Genomic DNA, 14,742 nt, shown 5'->3' with positions numbered 1-14,742 from the left:
GCCCCGCCCGGGGGCGGCCGGACCCGCTTACGAGGTGCCCGCGCGGCCACCCGGGTCAGACCTGGGGACCGCCCGCCGGGACGGTGGTGCGCAGCGTGCCGTCGGGGCCCGCGACCAGGACGGGCGTGTCAGGGCCGCCGAGGTCGCGTACGGCCGCGCGGTCCTCGTCGGTGGCGTTCTCGGCGTCGGTGACGACGGCCGCGGCCTCCAGCGAGGTGGCGCCGCTGGCGACGGCCATCGCCACGGCCGTCCGCAGCGCGCTGAGCCGCAGGGACTCCAGGGCCACGGTGCCCGCGACGTAGGTACGCCCGGTCTCGTCGCGCACGGCGGCGCCCTCGGGCACGCCGTTACGGGCCCGCGCCGAGCGCGCGAGCGTGATGATCTTGCGGTCTTCGGGGTCCAGCGGTGCGGCTTCGCTCATGGGAGCGAGCATATGCGGGGCCTCCCCAAGAGGCGTCCAAGGGGCGTACGTCACAGGCCGGCCAAGGGGCGTACGTCACAGGCCGCGCCTCACCCCGCGACCGAGTACATCCGGCCGCGCCGTCCCTCCGGCGAGGTGAGCCACTCCAGTTTCGCCGCGGTGTCCGTCTCCGGGCGGGGATTGTGCAGCACGACGGTCAGATCGGGGCGTACCGGGACCTGGAGTTGGGTGGTCTCGAACAGGAGCGCGCCGACCAGCGGATGGTCCATCTCCTTGTGGAGCTGGCCGCCGTCCCGCACCTCGGCCAGCGCCCAGAGCGCGGCGAACTCCTCGCTGACCCCGGCCGCCTCGCGCACCACCTCGTCGAAGCCCTCGTCGCCCGGCCGCGCCGAGCAGGCGGCGCGGTACTGCGCGACGACGAGCGGGGCGTTGGCCTCCCAACTGGCGGCCCGGGCACGGTAGACCGGGTCGGTGAAGAAGGCGATCAGGCAGTTGAGCGAGACGCCGGGACGGCCGTGGCCGAGGACCACATGCGCCGAGTCGTTGTAGGCGATGGTGTTCCAGTACGGGTCCATGATGTGCGCCGGGAACGGCATCCAGGCGTCGATCAGCCGTTGCAGGCCCCCGCACAGATCGGTCATGGCCAGTTCCTCGGGGTCCCGGCGCGGCGGCGGGTTCAGGCCGGCCAGGACGTAAAGATGCCGCCGCTCGGCGCCGCTGAGCCGCAGGACCCGCGCGACGGAGTCCAGCACCTGCGGGGAGACGGTGATGTCGCGGCCCTGCTCCAGCCACTGGTACCACGACGCGCCGACGCCCGCGAGGACGGCGACTTCCTCCCGGCGCAGGCCCGGCGTGCGCCGGCGGCCGCCGTCCGGCAGCCCCGCCTCGGCCGGGGTGACCCGGGCCCGTCGGCTCATCAGGAAGTCGCGCAGTTCCTGACGGCGGCGCGAGGTGTCGCCCCTGGCATGGCTCGTGGCCACGTGTCTCCCCCTGTCGGCGTGGCTGGTGGTGCGGACACCACGATAAGTTCCCGCTCCCCACCGCGTATTCCGCGGCCGCAAGCTCCTTTCATGCCAACCGACACCTCCCCGCGCACCGACACCGCGCCGACCGCGAAGACCCGCCCCGCCGGACCGACCGCGCCCGCCGGCGGCCAAGTCCCCGCCGGCGGCGCCCCGTCCACCGCCCCGCCCGCCGCCGCGCGGATGACCACTCGCGCCAAACTGGTCCTCCTGCTCCTGTGCGCGGCGCAGTTCGTCATCGCGCTGGACTTCTCCATCCTGAACGTGGCGCTGCCCGTGCTCGGCAGGGACCTGGGCATGGACCAGGCCGATCTCCAGTGGGCGGTCACCGCGTTCGCACTGCCCTCGGGCGGCTTCCTGCTGCTGTTCGGCCGGATCGCCGATCTCTTCGGCCGGCGCAAGCTGTTCCTCATCGGGCTCGCGCTGTTCACCGCGGCCTCCGTACTGGCCGCGCTGGCCTGGTCGCCGGCCGCCTTCCTCGCCGGGCGGGCGTTGCAGGGCCTGGGCGCGGCGGTCATCGTGCCCACCGGTATGTCCCTGCTGACGACGACCTTCGCCGAGGGCCCGCAGCGCGAACGCGCGCTGGGCATCAGCGGCACGCTGATGTCGATGGGCTTCACCATCGGCATGGTGCTGGGCGGGGTGATGACCGACGTCCTGGGCTGGCGCTCGACGATGGGCCTGCTGAGCCTGGCCGGGGTGGCCGTGCTGGCCGCCGCGCCGGCGCTGCTGGTGGAGTCCCGCAACCCCCAGCGGCCGCGGATCGACGTACCCGGCGCGGTCACCGTCACCGGCGGCCTGCTGTCGGTGATCTACGCCCTGTCGACCGCCGCCGAGCGGGGCTTCGGCCACCCGGACGTCCTCGTGACGCTGAGCGCGGGCCTGCTCCTGCTGGCCGCGTTCGTCGTCGTGGAGTCCCGGGCCGCCCAACCGCTGGTGTCGCTGCCGATGCTGCGCCGCCGTACCGTCGCATGGGGCAACCTCGCGGGCCTGACCACCTTCTCGATGATGAGCACGGTCATCTTCCTGCTCACCCTCTACCTCCAGGAAGTGCTGCGGCTCTCCGCCTTCCAGACCGGTCTGGTCTTCGGCGTGCAGGGCGTCGTCTCGGCCGGCGCGGGCATCGTCGCCCCGAAGGTCATCGGCCGCCTCGGCGCCCGCCGCACCCTGCTCCTGGGGCTGCTGATCCAGGCCGGATTCACCGCCACGCTGCTGGGGCTGGGCACCGGCTCGGGCCTGTGGCTGGCCCTGACCGGCGTGACGTTCGGCAGCCTCGGCCACCTCTGGGCGATCATCGCGTACGGCGTGACGGCGACCTCCGGCGTGCCGGACCACGAGCAGGGACTGGCGACCGGCCTGGTCAGCAGCTCCCAGCAGGTGGGCATCACCATCGGCATCCCGCTGCTGAGCGCGGTGGCCTCGGCGCACATCGCCGCGCTGCGCGAGGGCGGTACGGGCTTCGCGGAGGCGACCCTCGGCGGCATCAAGCTCGGCCTCGGCGTCGACGCCGCCCTGGTCGCGGCGGTCGCGGTCCTGGTCGCCTTCGGACTGAGCCGGGTCCGTACGACGGCGGGCCGCTGAGCGTACGGGCGCTTGAGCGGGCGGAAACCCTCACGGCCCGCCCCGGCACCCCCTCAGCCCCCTCAGGCCCCTCAGGCCCCTCAGGCCCCTCAGGCCCCTCAGGCCCCCAGCGTCCTCGCCCGCGACCCGTCCGGCCCGTCCGCGCCGTCCGTGGCGCGGACCGGCTCGCACAGGACCGTGATGATCTTGTTGCGGCGGCCGGCCGGGGACTCGGCGGTCAACCGCAGCCCCTTCAGCCCCGGGTCGGTGGGGTTGCCGCCGGTGAAGCCGGGCGACGCGTCGTCGGAGAGATCCACCTCGGCGGTGGCGCCGGCGATCGGGACGCGGCCCAGGAGCTTGGCGAGCAGACCGCCGACGGTCTCGACGTCCTCGTCGTCCAGCTCGGCGAGGCCGTACAGCTCGCCGAGGTCGCCGATGTCCAGGCGGGCGGTGACGCGGTAGCGGCCGTCCCCCAGATCCTGGACCGGCGGCAGCTCGCGGTCGTACTCGTCGGTGATCTCCCCGACGATCTCCTCCAGGATGTCCTCGATGGTGACGATGCCGGCCGTGCCGCCGTACTCGTCGATGACCACCGCGACGTGATTGCGGTCCTGCTGCATCTCGCGCAGCAGATCCCCGGCGTTCTTGGTGTCCGGTACGAACACCGCCGGGCGCATCGCCGAGGAGACCAGCTCCGTTTCGGCGTCCCGGTTGATGTGCACCTTGCGGGCCAGGTCCTTGAGGTAGACCACGCCGACGATGTCGTCCTCGTTCTCGCCGGTCACCGGGATGCGGGAGAAGCCGGAGCGCAGCGCGAGGGTGAGCGCCTGGCGGATGGTCTTGTAGCGCTCGACGGCCACCAGGTCCGTGCGCGGCACCATCACCTCGCGCACGAGGGTGTCGCCGAGCTGGAAGACGGAGTGCACCATCCGGCGCTCCTCGTCCTCGATCAGCGACTCCTTCTCCGCGAGGTCGACCATCGAGCGCAGCTCCGCCTCGGACGCGAAGGGGCCCTTGCGGAAGCCCTTGCCGGGGGTGAGGGCGTTGCCGAGGAGGATCAGCAACTGCGGGACGGGGCCCATGACGCGGTCCAGCGGCAGCAGGACGTACGCGGCGGCGGTCGCGGTGTTGAGCGGGTGCTGGCGGCCGATGGTGCGCGGCGAGACGCCGACGGCGACGTAGGAGACCAGCACCATCACGCCGATGGCGACGGTCAGCGCCTGCCAGATCTCCTCGAAGGAGCGCAGGCAGGCGTAGGTGACCAGGACGCCCGCGGCCATCTCGCAGCCGACCCGCACCAGCAGGGCGACGTTGAGGTAGCGGGTGGGGTCGGCGGCGACGGCGGCGAGCTTGGCACTGCCGCGGCGGCCGGACCGGACGGCCTCCTCGGCGCGGAAGATCGTCGTACGGGACAGGCCGGCCTCGGCGCAGGCGGCGAGCCAGGCGATCACGACGAGGAGGACCGCGACCGCGATCAACTGGGTGGTCATCGGGGCGGCCGGGTCAGCTCACGGTGGGGGCGGGCGAGGGGCCGGTCAGGCCCTTCTCGGCGCGCCAGCCGTCGATGATCGCCGCCTGGAGGCCGAACATCTCGGCCTTCTCGTCCGGCTCCTCGTGGTCGTAGCCCAGGAGGTGCAGGACGCCGTGGACGGTCAGTAGCTGGAGCTCCTCGTCCATGGAGTGCCCGGTCGGCGCTTCCTCGCCCTGCTTCTTGGCGACCTCGGGGCAGAGCACGATGTCACCGAGGAGCCCCTGCGGGGGCTCCTCGTCGTCCTTGGCCGGCGGACGCAGTTCGTCCATCGGGAAGGACATGACATCGGTTGGGCCGGGAAGGTCCATCCACTGCATGTGGAGCTGTTCCATGGCCTCGGCGTCCACGACGATCACGGACAGCTCGGAGAGCGGGTGGATGCGCATCCGGGCGAGGGCGTAGCGGGCGACGTCCAGGACGGCCTGCTCGTCGATGTCCGTACCGGACTCGTTGTTGACGTCGATCGACATGGAGGGGGTTCTTACTTTCCGTTGAGGCTGTCGTACTTCTCGTACGCGTCGACGATACGGCCCACGAGCTTGTGCCGGACGACATCCTGGCTGGTCAGCAGCGAGAAGTGCACATCGTCCACGCCTTCGAGGATGTCCCGGACCTGACGCAGGCCGCTCTTGGTGCCGCCGGGCAGGTCGACCTGGGTGACATCACCGGTGATGACGATCTTCGATTCGAAGCCGAGGCGGGTGAGGAACATCTTCATCTGCTCGGGATTGGTGTTCTGCGCCTCGTCGAGAATGATGAACGCGTCGTTGAGGGTGTTGTGCGTGAGCAGGTAGTCCTGGGTGACGTACAACGAGTCCTCGGCGGCCACCTGGATGCAGACGCACTCCTCCCTGCCCGCGGGCTCGATGCTGTCGACGAAACGCATCGGACGTCCGCCGCCCCCGGCCGCGAGGTACTTCTCCCGTTTGCGGGCGAGCCGGAACGGTTCGATGCCCTCGGGAAGCCGGATGTCGACGACATGCGCGTCGCGCCGGTACGCGACTCCGCCGAGGGACTGCACCAGCGAGACGACATCGTCCCGCAGCGGGATCGACGTGGTCGTGTACTGGACCCGGCAGGTGCGGTCGGCTTGGGCGACGGGGTCGCCGTCGGAATCCAGAAGGCCCTGGAGCAGCGCGAGCCGGACGTCGGCGGAGTTCTGCAGATACGCGTGAGGCACGAACCTGGTGTGCGGGCTGCCCAACAGGTCCAACTGGCGAAGGACGCGGGTGACCGGGTTTTCCAGCGTGACCACGTCACCCGGCGCCTTCACGCGGTTCGGGACGTCATCCGGTCCTCCCGTCGCGCGCACCCCGACACCCGGCAACGCGGATTCCAGGGCCTCGGCGAGCTCGGGGTCCTCGCTGGAGAACGAGGGGGTGGTGGAGCCGGTGAGGCATCCGTCGCCGAGCAGCAGCCCGAGGGCATACGGGTCCATGGGGACCTCGCGCTCGGGGAAGCCGGCCGGAGCGGTGAGCAGCGGCAGTTCGTACCGGCGTGCGTGCGCGGCGCGGAGCCCGCCGATCATGTCCTTGGTTTCCAGGACCCGCCAGGGTTCGTCGCGATGCTTGTCCGACGCCGTACGGACCGTCCAAAGGTGCTCGCCGCAGCACAGGGTCCAGGAACCGTCCTGGGCCGTGACGCGGTAGATGTCCTTCTCGCCCTGCGGGTAGACGCCGAGTACCGGTGTCGGCTCGCCGTTGGACCCCATGACGAGGTCGCCCACCCGGAGGTCCCCGATCGGGCGCCAGCCGTCCGGTGTCAGGACGTTCGTGAAGGTCGGTTGGGCGCGGCCCCGCATGTACGCCAGCGGCGCCACCTCGATCGTGCCCGCGGCCATCAGGCGCGGGATGGAGTCGGGGTCGAGCATGTCGTGCAGCGCGTCGTAGAGGGGGCGCAGATACGGGTCGATCTTTTCGTAGAGCGTGCCGGGCAGGAAGCCCAGGCGCTCGCCGGCCTCGACGGCGGGGCGGGTCAGGATGATGCGGTTGACCTGCTTGGCCTGGAGGGCCTGGACGGCCTTGGCCATCGCCAGATACGTCTTGCCGGTGCCCGCCGGGCCGATGCCGAAGACGACGGTGTGCTGGTCGATGGCGTCGACGTAGCGCTTCTGGTTGAGCGTCTTGGGGCGGATGGTGCGGCCGCGGTTGGAGAGGATGTTCTGGGTGAGCACCTCGGCGGGCGTTTCGCCGATGGGGCCCTCGCCGTCTTCCTCGGTCGTGCGCAGCATGGAGATGGAGCGTTCCACCGCGTCCTCCGTCATCGGTTGTCCGGTGCGGAGCACCAACATCATTTCGGCGAACAGGCGCTGGATGAGGGCGACCTCGCGGGCGTCGCCGACAGCGCTGACCTCGTTGCCCCGGACGTGGATGTCGGTCGCCGGGAAGGCCTTCTCGATCACGCGCAGGAGCGAGTCTCCCGAACCCAGGACCATGACCATCGGGTGCTTGGCCGGGACGGTGAACTGGGCGCTCGCCTGCGGTTGCGGGGGTGTCTGAGTCATGGGCCGGCTCGGGGGCCTGCTCAACTCCCATCCTTTGCTCAGATGACTGCCGGGAACTCGGCTCCTCAAGGCGCCGGAAGACCGACTCCTCGGATATCAAGAGTACGACGGTGCACCGACAAGCCCGAAGGGATTTCGGGTACGGGCGGCGGCGCGCGGGCGGCCCGGGGCCAGCGGGCTCAGGCCGGGCGGCGGAAGCCGATCGTCGGGACGGCGCGGGCCAGGGGGGCGAGCCGGTAGCCGGCGGGCAGGACGGTGTCGAGGAAGGCGTACTGGCGGCGCAGCACGGCCGGCGCGCCCGCTTCACACGTCCGTACCCGCTGCCACCAGGCGGCGATCTCCGCCCAGCCCGGCGCGGAGAGCGAGCCGCCGAACTCCTGCACCGACAGGGCGGCGCTGAGGCCGGCGAAGGCCAGCCGGTCGGCGAGCGGCCAGTCGGCGAGGGTGCCGGTGACGAAACCGGCGACGAAGACGTCGCCCGCACCGGTGGGGTCCAGCGCCTCGACGGCGATGGCGGGCACCTCGGCGCTCTCCCCGGTCCGCCCGTCGACGGCGTAGGCACCCTCGGCACCCATGGTGACCACGGCGAGCGGGACCCGTTCGGCGAGCTTGCGGGCGGCGGCGCGCGGGCAGCTCGTGCGGGTGTAGCGCATCGCTTCCTCGGCGTTGGGCAGGAACGCCTCGCAGTGTTCGAGGTCGGCGAGGTCGGCGGGGTCCCAGCGGCCGGATTCGTCCCAGCCCACGTCCGCGAAGATGCGGCTGCCGCGGCTCGCCGCGCAGCCCAGCCAGCCCTCCCGCCGGCCGGGTACGAGCGAGGCGACGCAGGCGCGGGAGGGGGGCGGGCAGCCCGGCGCGTGCTTGCCGTCGAAGGCGGACTCGGGCGGCGGCGCCTCATGACCGTGGGAGACCATCGTGCGCTCGCCCTCGTAGGCCATGGAGACGGTGACCGGGGAGTGCCAGCCGGGGACCGTGCGGGAGAGGGCCAGGTCGATGCCCTCGCCCTGGGCGAGGGCCTCCCAGCAGTATTCGCCGTACATGTCGTCGCCGAACGCGGCGGCCAGAGAGGTGCGCAGGCCGAGCCGGGCCAGCGCGGTGGCCATGTTGGCGACGCCGCCGGGGCTGGAGCCCATGCCGCGGGCCCAGGACTCGGTGCCGCGGACGGGCGCGGAGTCCAGGCCGGTGAAGACGATGTCCAGGAAGACCGTGCCGGTGAGGTAGACGTCGGTGCCGGGATCGTCGTCGGCGCGCACCGCGGCCAGCGGATCGAAATCGTGCGGCACGGCGCCGGAACCGGCGGGCGGTGGGGCATCGCGGACATCACGTCGGCCACTGTTCACCGTGCTCGCTCCTCTCGTTCCGGCGCGTGCCGCCAGTGTGCCTGATGCTGCGGTACGTTCCGCCACATGAGGCTCACGATTCTCGGCGGTGGCGGTTTCCGGGTGCCGCTGGTCTACCGCGCGCTGCTGGACGACCCGGCACGCTCCGTGTCCGAGGTGGTCCTGCACGACACCGATCCGCGCCGGGTCGCGGTGATGGCCGACGTGCTGGCGCACCTGGCGGGGGGCCGCGGCGCGCCGGTGGCCGTACGGGTCGCGGACCGCCTGGACGACGCGCTGGCCGGCGCCGACTTCGTCTTCTCCGCGATCCGGGTGGGCGGTACCGCCGGCCGCGTCCACGACGAGCGGATCCCGTTGGCCGAGGGCGTGATCGGCCAGGAGACGGTGGGTGCCGGGGGCGTGCTCTACGGCCTGCGGACGATCCCGGTGGCGTTGCACATCGCCGAGCGGGTGGCGGCCGTCGCACCGGGGGCGTGGGTCATCAACTTCACCAACCCGGCGGGCATGGTGACCGAGGCGATGTCCCAGGTGCTGGGCGACCGGGTGATCGGGATCTGCGACTCCCCGGTGGGGCTGGTGCGCCGGGCGGCGCGCGCGGCGGGCGCGGACCCGGCGGCCTTCGAGGACCGGGACCGGATCGCGTACGACTATGTGGGGCTCAACCACCTGGGCTGGCTGCGGTCGCTGAGCGTGGACGGCACCGAGCTGCTGCCCGGGCTGCTGGCCGACGGGGTCGCGCTGGGCTCCTTCGAGGAGGGCCGGCTCTTCGGCGCCGACTGGCTGCGCACCCTGGGCGCGCTGCCGAACGAGTATCTGCACTACTACTACTTCCGCCGCGAGACGCTGCACTCCGTGCTGGACACCCGCGAGACCCGGGGCGAGTTCCTCGACCAGCAGCAGGGCGGCTTCTTCGAGCGGGCCGCGACGGCCGGCGGACCGGCCGCGGCGTACGCGCTGTGGGAGCGGACCCGGCTGGAGCGCGAGGAGACGTACATGGCGCACAGTCGCGAGGCCAGCGGCGGCTGGGAGCGCGACAGTCACGACCTGGAGGGCGGCGGTTACGACCGGGTGGCGCTGGCGGTGATGCACGCCATCGCGGGCGATCGCGGCACCCGGCTGATCCTCAATGTCCGCAACGGGACGACGGTGCCGCAACTGGCGCCGGAGGCGATCGTGGAGACGGTGTGCGAGGTGGGGTCCCAGGGTGCCCGGCCGCTGCCCTGCGCTCCGCTGCGTGAGGACCAGTTGGGGTTGATGTTGCAGGTCAAGGCGGTGGAGCGGGCGACGGTGGAGGCCGCGATGTTCAAGGACCGGGAGGCGGCGCTGCGGGCGCTGGCCCTGCATCCGCTGGTGGACTCCCCGGCGGTGGCCGCCCGCATCCTGGAGCGGGCGGCCGGGCAGAGCTGAGCCGGTGGCGGGGGCCGGGTGTTTCAGTGGCCCCGGTCCAGCCATTTCTCCAGGTGCGGCGCCTCGGCACCGATCGTGGTGGTGTCGCCGTGCCCGGTGCGTACCTCCGTTCCGGGCGGCAGGGTCAGCAGCCGGTCCCGGATCGAGGCGATGATCGTCGGGAAGTCGGAGAAGGACCGGCCGGTGGCACCGGGCCCGCCCTTGAAGAGCGTGTCGCCGGTGAAGACGGTGCCCAGGCCCGGCGCGAGGAGGCAGACGGCGCCGGGTGCGTGGCCGGGGGTGTGCAGCACGGTCAGGTCGATACCGGCGATGGTCAGCACCTGGCCGTCCGCCAGCGCCGCGTCCGGTGCGCTGCCGGGGTGGGTCCGGTGCCACAACGGCAGGTCGTCGGGGTGCAGGTGGATGCGGGCGCCGGTACGGGCGGCCAGCGCGGGGGCCGCGTCGATGTGGTCGTTGTGCGCGTGGGTGCAGACGATCGCGCGCAGGGTGCGGCCGCCGAGCGCGTGCAGGATCGCGTCGGCGTCGTGCGCGGCGTCGATGACGAGCGCCTCGTCGTCGTCGCCGACGATCCAGACGTTGTTGTCGACGTCCCAGGTGCCGCCGTCGAGGGAGAAGGTGCCGGAGGTGACGAGGTGGTCGATGCGGGCCGCCATCAGAGCGTCACCACCGAGCGCAGGACGTCGCCCGCGTGCATCCGCTCGAAGGCCCGCTCCACGCCGTCGATGCCGATGGTCTCGGTGACGAACGCGCCGAGGTCGATCCGGCCCTGCTGGTGCAGGTCGATGAGCATGGGGAAGTCGCGCGAGGGCAGGCAGTCGCCGTACCAGGAGGACTTCAGGGCGCCGCCGCGGCCGAAGACGTCCAGGAGGGGAAGTTCCAGGGTCATCTCCGGGGTGGGCACGCCCACCAGGACGACGGTGCCGGCCAGGTCCCGCGCGTAGAACGCCTGGCGGTAGGTCTCGGGGCGGCCGACCGCGTCGATGACGACGTCCGCGCCGAACCCGCCGGTCAGCTCGCGGATCGCCGCGACGGGGTCGGTGGCACGGGAGTTGACGGTGTGGGTGGCGCCCATGGAGCGGGCGGTCGTCAGCTTCCGGTCGTCGATGTCGACGGCGATGATCTTCGCGGCGCCGGCCAGCCGCGCGCCCACCACGGCCGCGTCGCCCACCCCGCCGCAGCCGATGACCGCGACGGAGTCGCCGCGGCCGACGCCGCCGGTGTTGATCGCGGCGCCGATGCCCGCCATCACCCCGCAGCCCAGCAGCCCGGCGACGGCCGGGGAGACCTCCGGGTCGACCTTGGTGCACTGGCCGGCGGCGACCAGCGTCTTGTCGGCGAACGCGCCGATGCCGAGCGCCGGACTCAGCTCCGTGCCGTCCGCCAGCGTCATCTTCTGCCGGGCGTTGTGCGTGTCGAAGCAGTACTGGGAGCGGCCGCGCAGGCAGGCCCGGCAGCGCCCACACACCGCACGCCAGTTGAGGATGACGAAGTCCCCGGGCGCGATCTCGCCGACGTCCGGTCCGACGGACTCCACCACGCCGGACGCCTCGTGCCCGAGCAGGAAGGGGAAGTCGTCGCTGATGCCGCCCTGCTTGTAGTGCAGATCGGTGTGGCACACCCCGCACGCCTGGATCTTCACCACGGCCTCGCCGGGCCCCGGGTCCGGCACGAGGATCGTCTCCAGCCGGACCGGTTCGTTCTTCCCGGGCGCGATGACGCCGCGCACTTCCTGTGCCATGGGACAGCCCCTCTCGAAGATCAGATACGGGACCACGGTGGCACACGGCCACTGAGCCGTGCCATACCGTACGCGCGCCCGGCGACGGCGCACAGGAGCAGGGCCGACGCCTCGGGAGGCCGCCCCGGCCCTCCCTCCCGCCAGCCTTTACCAATCATTGAATCTCCGCGCGTAGATACCGAAATGAGCCTCTGTTAGACCTACCTGGGTCCGGATCCGCCCGGGTCCGGAGCTCTCTCCGAAGGAGCCGCGCATGCCCGTCCCCGCCCTCTCCCGCCGTGCCCGCCTCGGCGCCGCGGTGGTCACCGCCCTCGTCGCCGGTACCGCCGCGTTCGGCGCCGGCCAGGCCACCGCCGAACACTCCGTGCCCCGCACCGACAAGGAAATACCCAACCTCACCCAGGTGCAGGACAAGATCAAGGCGTACTACGGCGACACGGTGACGGCCGACGGGCAGCACTACGCCTCGCCCGACAGCAACTACGCCCGGCAGGTCCACGGCATAGAGGCCAAGGCCGAGCGCTACCTCGACCAGGTCCTGAGCAAGCAGGGCGGGCACAAGAAGCCCGCCATCGTCCTCGACATGGACGACACCACCCTGCTCACCTACAACTTCGAGCTCCAGGTGGGCTTCGCCTTCAGCGAGAAGGCACAGGACGCCTACCTCTCCGGCACCGACATGGACCCGGTCTTCGGCATGAACGAGCTGGTCAAGCGGGCCCACGCCAAGGGCGCGGAGGTCTTCTTCGTCACCGGTCGCAAGGAGGCGCAGCGCGACTGGAGCACGCGCAACCTCAAGAACGTCGGATACGACGTGCCGCTGGACCGCACGCACGTGTACCTCAAGGACAAGAAGAACCCGCCCGCCTACCTGCCCTGCGGCGCGACCTGCACGACCGTCGAGTTCAAGTCCGGCACCCGCAAGCACATCGAGTCGCTCGGCTACGACATCGTGGCCAACTTCGGCGACCAGCACTCCGACCTGCGCGGCGGCTACGCGGACCGCACCTTCAAGATGCCCAACCCGATGTACTACCTGCCGTAGTCACCCGCGCCGGCGCCCGGGCGGGCGCTGAGCCTCTCGTGGCTCAGCGCCTCGCGGATCAGCGCCTTTTGGGGAGCGGCACGCGCATCAGGTCCCGGGCGATGGTCAGTTCCCCGGTGAACCCCGCCGCGCGTGCCTGCTTCTCGAACTCCCCGGGGTCGGAGTAGCGCTGCGAGAAGTGCGTCAGCACCAGATGCCGTACGCCCGCCTCGCGCGCCACTGCCGCGGCCTGGCCGGCCGTCAGATGGCCGTGGTCCTCGGCCAGCCGGACGTCCTCGTCCAGGAACGTCGACTCGATCACGAGCATGTCCGCGTCCTCGGCGAGCGCGTGCACCCCCGCGCACAGCCGGGTGTCCATGACGAACGCGAACCGCTGGCCGCGGCGGACCTCGCTCACCTCGTCCAGGGTGACGCCGTTCAGCTCGCCGAGGCGCTGGAGTCGGCCGACGTCGGGGCCGGTGATTCCGTGCGCCGCCAGCCGGTCGGGCAGCATCCGCCGGGCGTCCGGCTCCACCAGGCGGTAGCCGTAGGCCTCGACCGGATGCGAGAGTTTGCGCGCCTCCAGCACGTACGACGCCGAGCGCTCCAGCACGCCGTCGGCGGCGATCGGCCGCTCCGCCAGCAGGACCGTCTCGCGGTACGCGGTGGAATAGCGCAGCCGCTCGAAGAAATGCCGCCCGCTCGCCGGGTAATGGGCGGTCACCGGATGCGGCACCCGGTCGAGGTTGATCCGCTGGATCACCCCGGCCACCCCCAGCGAATGGTCGCCGTGGAAGTGGGTGACACAGATCCGGTTCAGGTCGTGCGCGGCGACCCCGGCCCGCAGCATCTGACGCTGCGTGCCCTCTCCGGGGTCGAAGAGCAGCCCGTGCCCGTCCCACCGCAGCAGATAGCCGTTGTGGTTGCGGTGGCGGGTGGGCACCTGGCTCGCGGTGCCGAGGACGACCAGTTCGCGTACGGACAAGTCGACCCCGTCAGACCAGGCGCTGGAGGTCGCGGCCGCCCAGCACGTGCGCGTGCGCGTGGAAGACGGTCTGTCCGGCGCCGGGGCCGGTGTTGAAGACGATGCGGTAGCCGGTCGAGTCGACCTTCTCCTCGGCCGCCACCACGCCCGCCTCGCGCAGCACCACACCGGCGATCTCCGGCTCCGCCGCGGCCAGTTCCAGGGCGTTGGCGTAGTGGACCTTGGGGATCACCAGGACGTGCGTCGGGGCCTGGGGATTGATGTCGCGGAAGGCGACGGTGGTCTCGGTCTCCCGGACGATGTCCGCCGGCACCTCCCCCGCCACGATCTTGCAGAACAGGCAGTCGGCCTGCGGTTCTCCCGCCACCGGTGGGCTCCTCCCGAATCTTCGGCCGCCACCGCGGCGCGGCGGCCGGCCGTTTCGAACTGCTGGGCGGGCCGCGGCACGTATCGCGTCGCGGCGCACACCTGCACCGTACGCACCACGCGTACGGCCTCGGATGCTACCGGGCCGCCCCCACCCGGCAGCGCAGCGACCGTCCCCCGGGGGGCGGACCGCGGCGGGACGACGGCGGGGCCGCGGCGGCGGCGTCGGTCTCGCGCCAGGCCCTAAGCTGGGCCCGCAGACCGCCTGTTCGCCCCACAACCGGGAGTTATGCACCATGGCAACCACGCGCACCGCCAAGACCCACTGGGAAGGCAACCTCCTCGAGGGCAAGGGCACCGTCGCCCTGGAGTCCTCCAAGATCGGCACGTACGACGTGAGCTGGCCGGCCCGGACGCAGGAGCCGAACGGCGTCACCAGCCCCGAGGAACTCATCGCGGCCGCCCACTCCTCCTGCTACTCCATGGCCTTCTCGCACGGCCTGGCGGGCAAGGGCTACACCGTCGCCTCGCTCGACACCCAGGCCGATGTCACCTTCCAGCCGGGCGAGGGCATCACCCGCATCGTCCTGACCGTCAGGGCCAGCGTGCCGGGCCTGTCGGAAGAGGAGTTCCAGGAGGCCGCGGCGGACGCCAAGGCCAACTGCCCGGTCAGCCAGGCACTGGCCGTCAAGGACATCCGGCTCCAGGCCGAGCTGGTCTGATCCCGCTCCGCGCCGAGCCGGTCCGGGCCGCTCCGTGCGAGCCGGCCGGGGCGGCTCCGGTCCGAGACGGCCGGGCGGGCGCCGGTGAGAGAGTCAACGGCGGTGCGCCGAGGGGCCTTTGAGGCG

General features: G+C 72.0%; 14 protein-coding genes. 4 read left to right on the top strand and 10 right to left on the bottom strand.

The window, feature by feature from the left end; all coding sequences use genetic code 11:
* Window positions 1-55: 55 nt before the first annotated feature.
* Together ACZ45Z_RS05975 and ACZ45Z_RS05970 are read right to left on the bottom strand one after the other, a co-directional pair.
* Complete coding sequence (locus tag ACZ45Z_RS05975) at window positions 56-421, bottom strand: cytidine deaminase (RefSeq protein ID WP_468356726.1); 366 nt, start codon at window positions 419-421, stop codon at window positions 56-58.
* A gap of 89 nt (window positions 422-510) precedes the next feature.
* Entirely contained in the window at window positions 511-1,338 is an 828-nt protein-coding gene (locus ACZ45Z_RS05970) for a helix-turn-helix transcriptional regulator (protein ID WP_468357387.1), read from the bottom strand.
* A gap of 288 nt (window positions 1,339-1,626) precedes the next feature.
* Here ACZ45Z_RS05970 and ACZ45Z_RS05965 point away from each other — a divergent pair, with 288 nt between their 5' ends.
* Window positions 1,627-3,024: an MFS transporter gene (locus tag ACZ45Z_RS05965; protein WP_468357384.1), complete on the top strand. Its 1,398-nt coding sequence runs from the start codon at window positions 1,627-1,629 to the stop codon at window positions 3,022-3,024.
* Between the two features lie 98 nt (window positions 3,025-3,122).
* On the opposite strand, the gene ACZ45Z_RS05960 is transcribed toward ACZ45Z_RS05965, so the two are convergent.
* The 4 genes from ACZ45Z_RS05960 to ACZ45Z_RS05945 form a co-directional block, all read right to left on the bottom strand.
* Entirely contained in the window at window positions 3,123-4,493 is a 1,371-nt protein-coding gene (locus ACZ45Z_RS05960) for a hemolysin family protein (RefSeq protein ID WP_468356723.1), read from the bottom strand.
* A gap of 13 nt (window positions 4,494-4,506) precedes the next feature.
* Window positions 4,507-5,004: an rRNA maturation RNase YbeY gene (gene ybeY, locus ACZ45Z_RS05955; RefSeq protein ID WP_468356720.1), complete on the bottom strand. Its 498-nt coding sequence runs from the start codon at window positions 5,002-5,004 to the stop codon at window positions 4,507-4,509.
* 11 nt (window positions 5,005-5,015) lie between these two features.
* Window positions 5,016-7,037 carry a PhoH family protein gene (locus ACZ45Z_RS05950; RefSeq protein WP_468356717.1) on the bottom strand — a complete coding sequence of 674 codons (2,022 nt, stop codon included), beginning with the start codon at window positions 7,035-7,037 and terminating at the stop codon, window positions 5,016-5,018.
* Between the two features lie 179 nt (window positions 7,038-7,216).
* Window positions 7,217-8,317 (bottom strand): carbohydrate kinase family protein, encoded by a 1,101-nt coding sequence (locus tag ACZ45Z_RS05945; RefSeq protein ID WP_468357381.1) that lies wholly within the window; start codon window positions 8,315-8,317, stop codon window positions 7,217-7,219.
* 123 nt (window positions 8,318-8,440) lie between these two features.
* Here ACZ45Z_RS05945 and ACZ45Z_RS05940 point away from each other — a divergent pair, with 123 nt between their 5' ends.
* Window positions 8,441-9,781, top strand: a complete 1,341-nt coding sequence (locus tag ACZ45Z_RS05940; protein WP_468356714.1) for a family 4 glycosyl hydrolase — start codon at window positions 8,441-8,443, stop codon at window positions 9,779-9,781.
* 23 nt (window positions 9,782-9,804) lie between these two features.
* On the opposite strand, the gene ACZ45Z_RS05935 is transcribed toward ACZ45Z_RS05940, so the two are convergent.
* Window positions 9,805-10,434 (bottom strand): MBL fold metallo-hydrolase, encoded by a 630-nt coding sequence (locus tag ACZ45Z_RS05935; RefSeq protein WP_468356711.1) that lies wholly within the window; start codon window positions 10,432-10,434, stop codon window positions 9,805-9,807.
* Entirely contained in the window at window positions 10,434-11,519 is a 1,086-nt protein-coding gene (locus ACZ45Z_RS05930; protein ID WP_468356708.1) for an S-(hydroxymethyl)mycothiol dehydrogenase, read from the bottom strand. The genes ACZ45Z_RS05935 and ACZ45Z_RS05930 overlap by 1 nt, the downstream gene beginning before the upstream one ends.
* Before the next feature lie 253 nt (window positions 11,520-11,772).
* On the opposite strand from ACZ45Z_RS05930, the gene ACZ45Z_RS05925 reads away from it, so the two are divergent.
* Entirely contained in the window at window positions 11,773-12,564 is a 792-nt protein-coding gene (locus ACZ45Z_RS05925) for an HAD family acid phosphatase (protein WP_468356705.1), read from the top strand.
* A 58-nt stretch (window positions 12,565-12,622) separates the two neighbouring features.
* On the opposite strand, the gene ACZ45Z_RS05920 is transcribed toward ACZ45Z_RS05925, so the two are convergent.
* Entirely contained in the window at window positions 12,623-13,528 is a 906-nt protein-coding gene (locus ACZ45Z_RS05920) for a ribonuclease Z (RefSeq protein ID WP_468356702.1), read from the bottom strand.
* A gap of 10 nt (window positions 13,529-13,538) precedes the next feature.
* Window positions 13,539-13,895 carry a histidine triad nucleotide-binding protein gene (locus ACZ45Z_RS05915; RefSeq protein WP_468356699.1) on the bottom strand — a complete coding sequence of 119 codons (357 nt, stop codon included), beginning with the start codon at window positions 13,893-13,895 and terminating at the stop codon, window positions 13,539-13,541.
* Between the two features lie 295 nt (window positions 13,896-14,190).
* Here ACZ45Z_RS05915 and ACZ45Z_RS05910 point away from each other — a divergent pair, with 295 nt between their 5' ends.
* A complete protein-coding gene (locus ACZ45Z_RS05910; RefSeq protein WP_468356696.1) occupies window positions 14,191-14,616 on the top strand; it encodes an OsmC family protein in 426 nt (141 codons plus the stop codon).
* Window positions 14,617-14,742: the final 126 nt, after the last annotated feature.

The organism is Streptomyces sp. NPDC031210 (assembly GCF_055570395.1).
The sequence above is the reverse complement of the archived record's forward strand: the minus strand, read 5'-3'. Positions and strand labels throughout refer to the sequence as shown.

Excerpts from the sequence above, each read along its gene's own strand:
- ACZ45Z_RS05975 (WP_468356726.1), bottom strand. The coding sequence starts at position 421 with ATGAGCGAAGCCGCACCGCTGGACCCCGAAGACCGCAAGATCATCACG.
- ACZ45Z_RS05970 (WP_468357387.1), bottom strand. The coding sequence starts at position 1,338 with ATGAGCCGACGGGCCCGGGTCACCCCGGCCGAGGCGGGGCTGCCGGAC.
- ACZ45Z_RS05965 (WP_468357384.1), top strand. The coding sequence starts at position 1,627 with ATGACCACTCGCGCCAAACTGGTCCTCCTGCTCCTGTGCGCGGCGCAG.
- ACZ45Z_RS05960 (WP_468356723.1), bottom strand. The coding sequence starts at position 4,493 with ATGACCACCCAGTTGATCGCGGTCGCGGTCCTCCTCGTCGTGATCGCC.
- ybeY (WP_468356720.1), bottom strand. The coding sequence starts at position 5,004 with ATGTCGATCGACGTCAACAACGAGTCCGGTACGGACATCGACGAGCAG.
- ACZ45Z_RS05950 (WP_468356717.1), bottom strand. The coding sequence starts at position 7,037 with ATGACTCAGACACCCCCGCAACCGCAGGCGAGCGCCCAGTTCACCGTC.
- ACZ45Z_RS05940 (WP_468356714.1), top strand. The coding sequence starts at position 8,441 with ATGAGGCTCACGATTCTCGGCGGTGGCGGTTTCCGGGTGCCGCTGGTC.
- ACZ45Z_RS05935 (WP_468356711.1), bottom strand. The coding sequence starts at position 10,434 with ATGGCGGCCCGCATCGACCACCTCGTCACCTCCGGCACCTTCTCCCTC.
- ACZ45Z_RS05930 (WP_468356708.1), bottom strand. The coding sequence starts at position 11,519 with ATGGCACAGGAAGTGCGCGGCGTCATCGCGCCCGGGAAGAACGAACCG.
- ACZ45Z_RS05925 (WP_468356705.1), top strand. The coding sequence starts at position 11,773 with ATGCCCGTCCCCGCCCTCTCCCGCCGTGCCCGCCTCGGCGCCGCGGTG.
- ACZ45Z_RS05910 (WP_468356696.1), top strand. The coding sequence starts at position 14,191 with ATGGCAACCACGCGCACCGCCAAGACCCACTGGGAAGGCAACCTCCTC.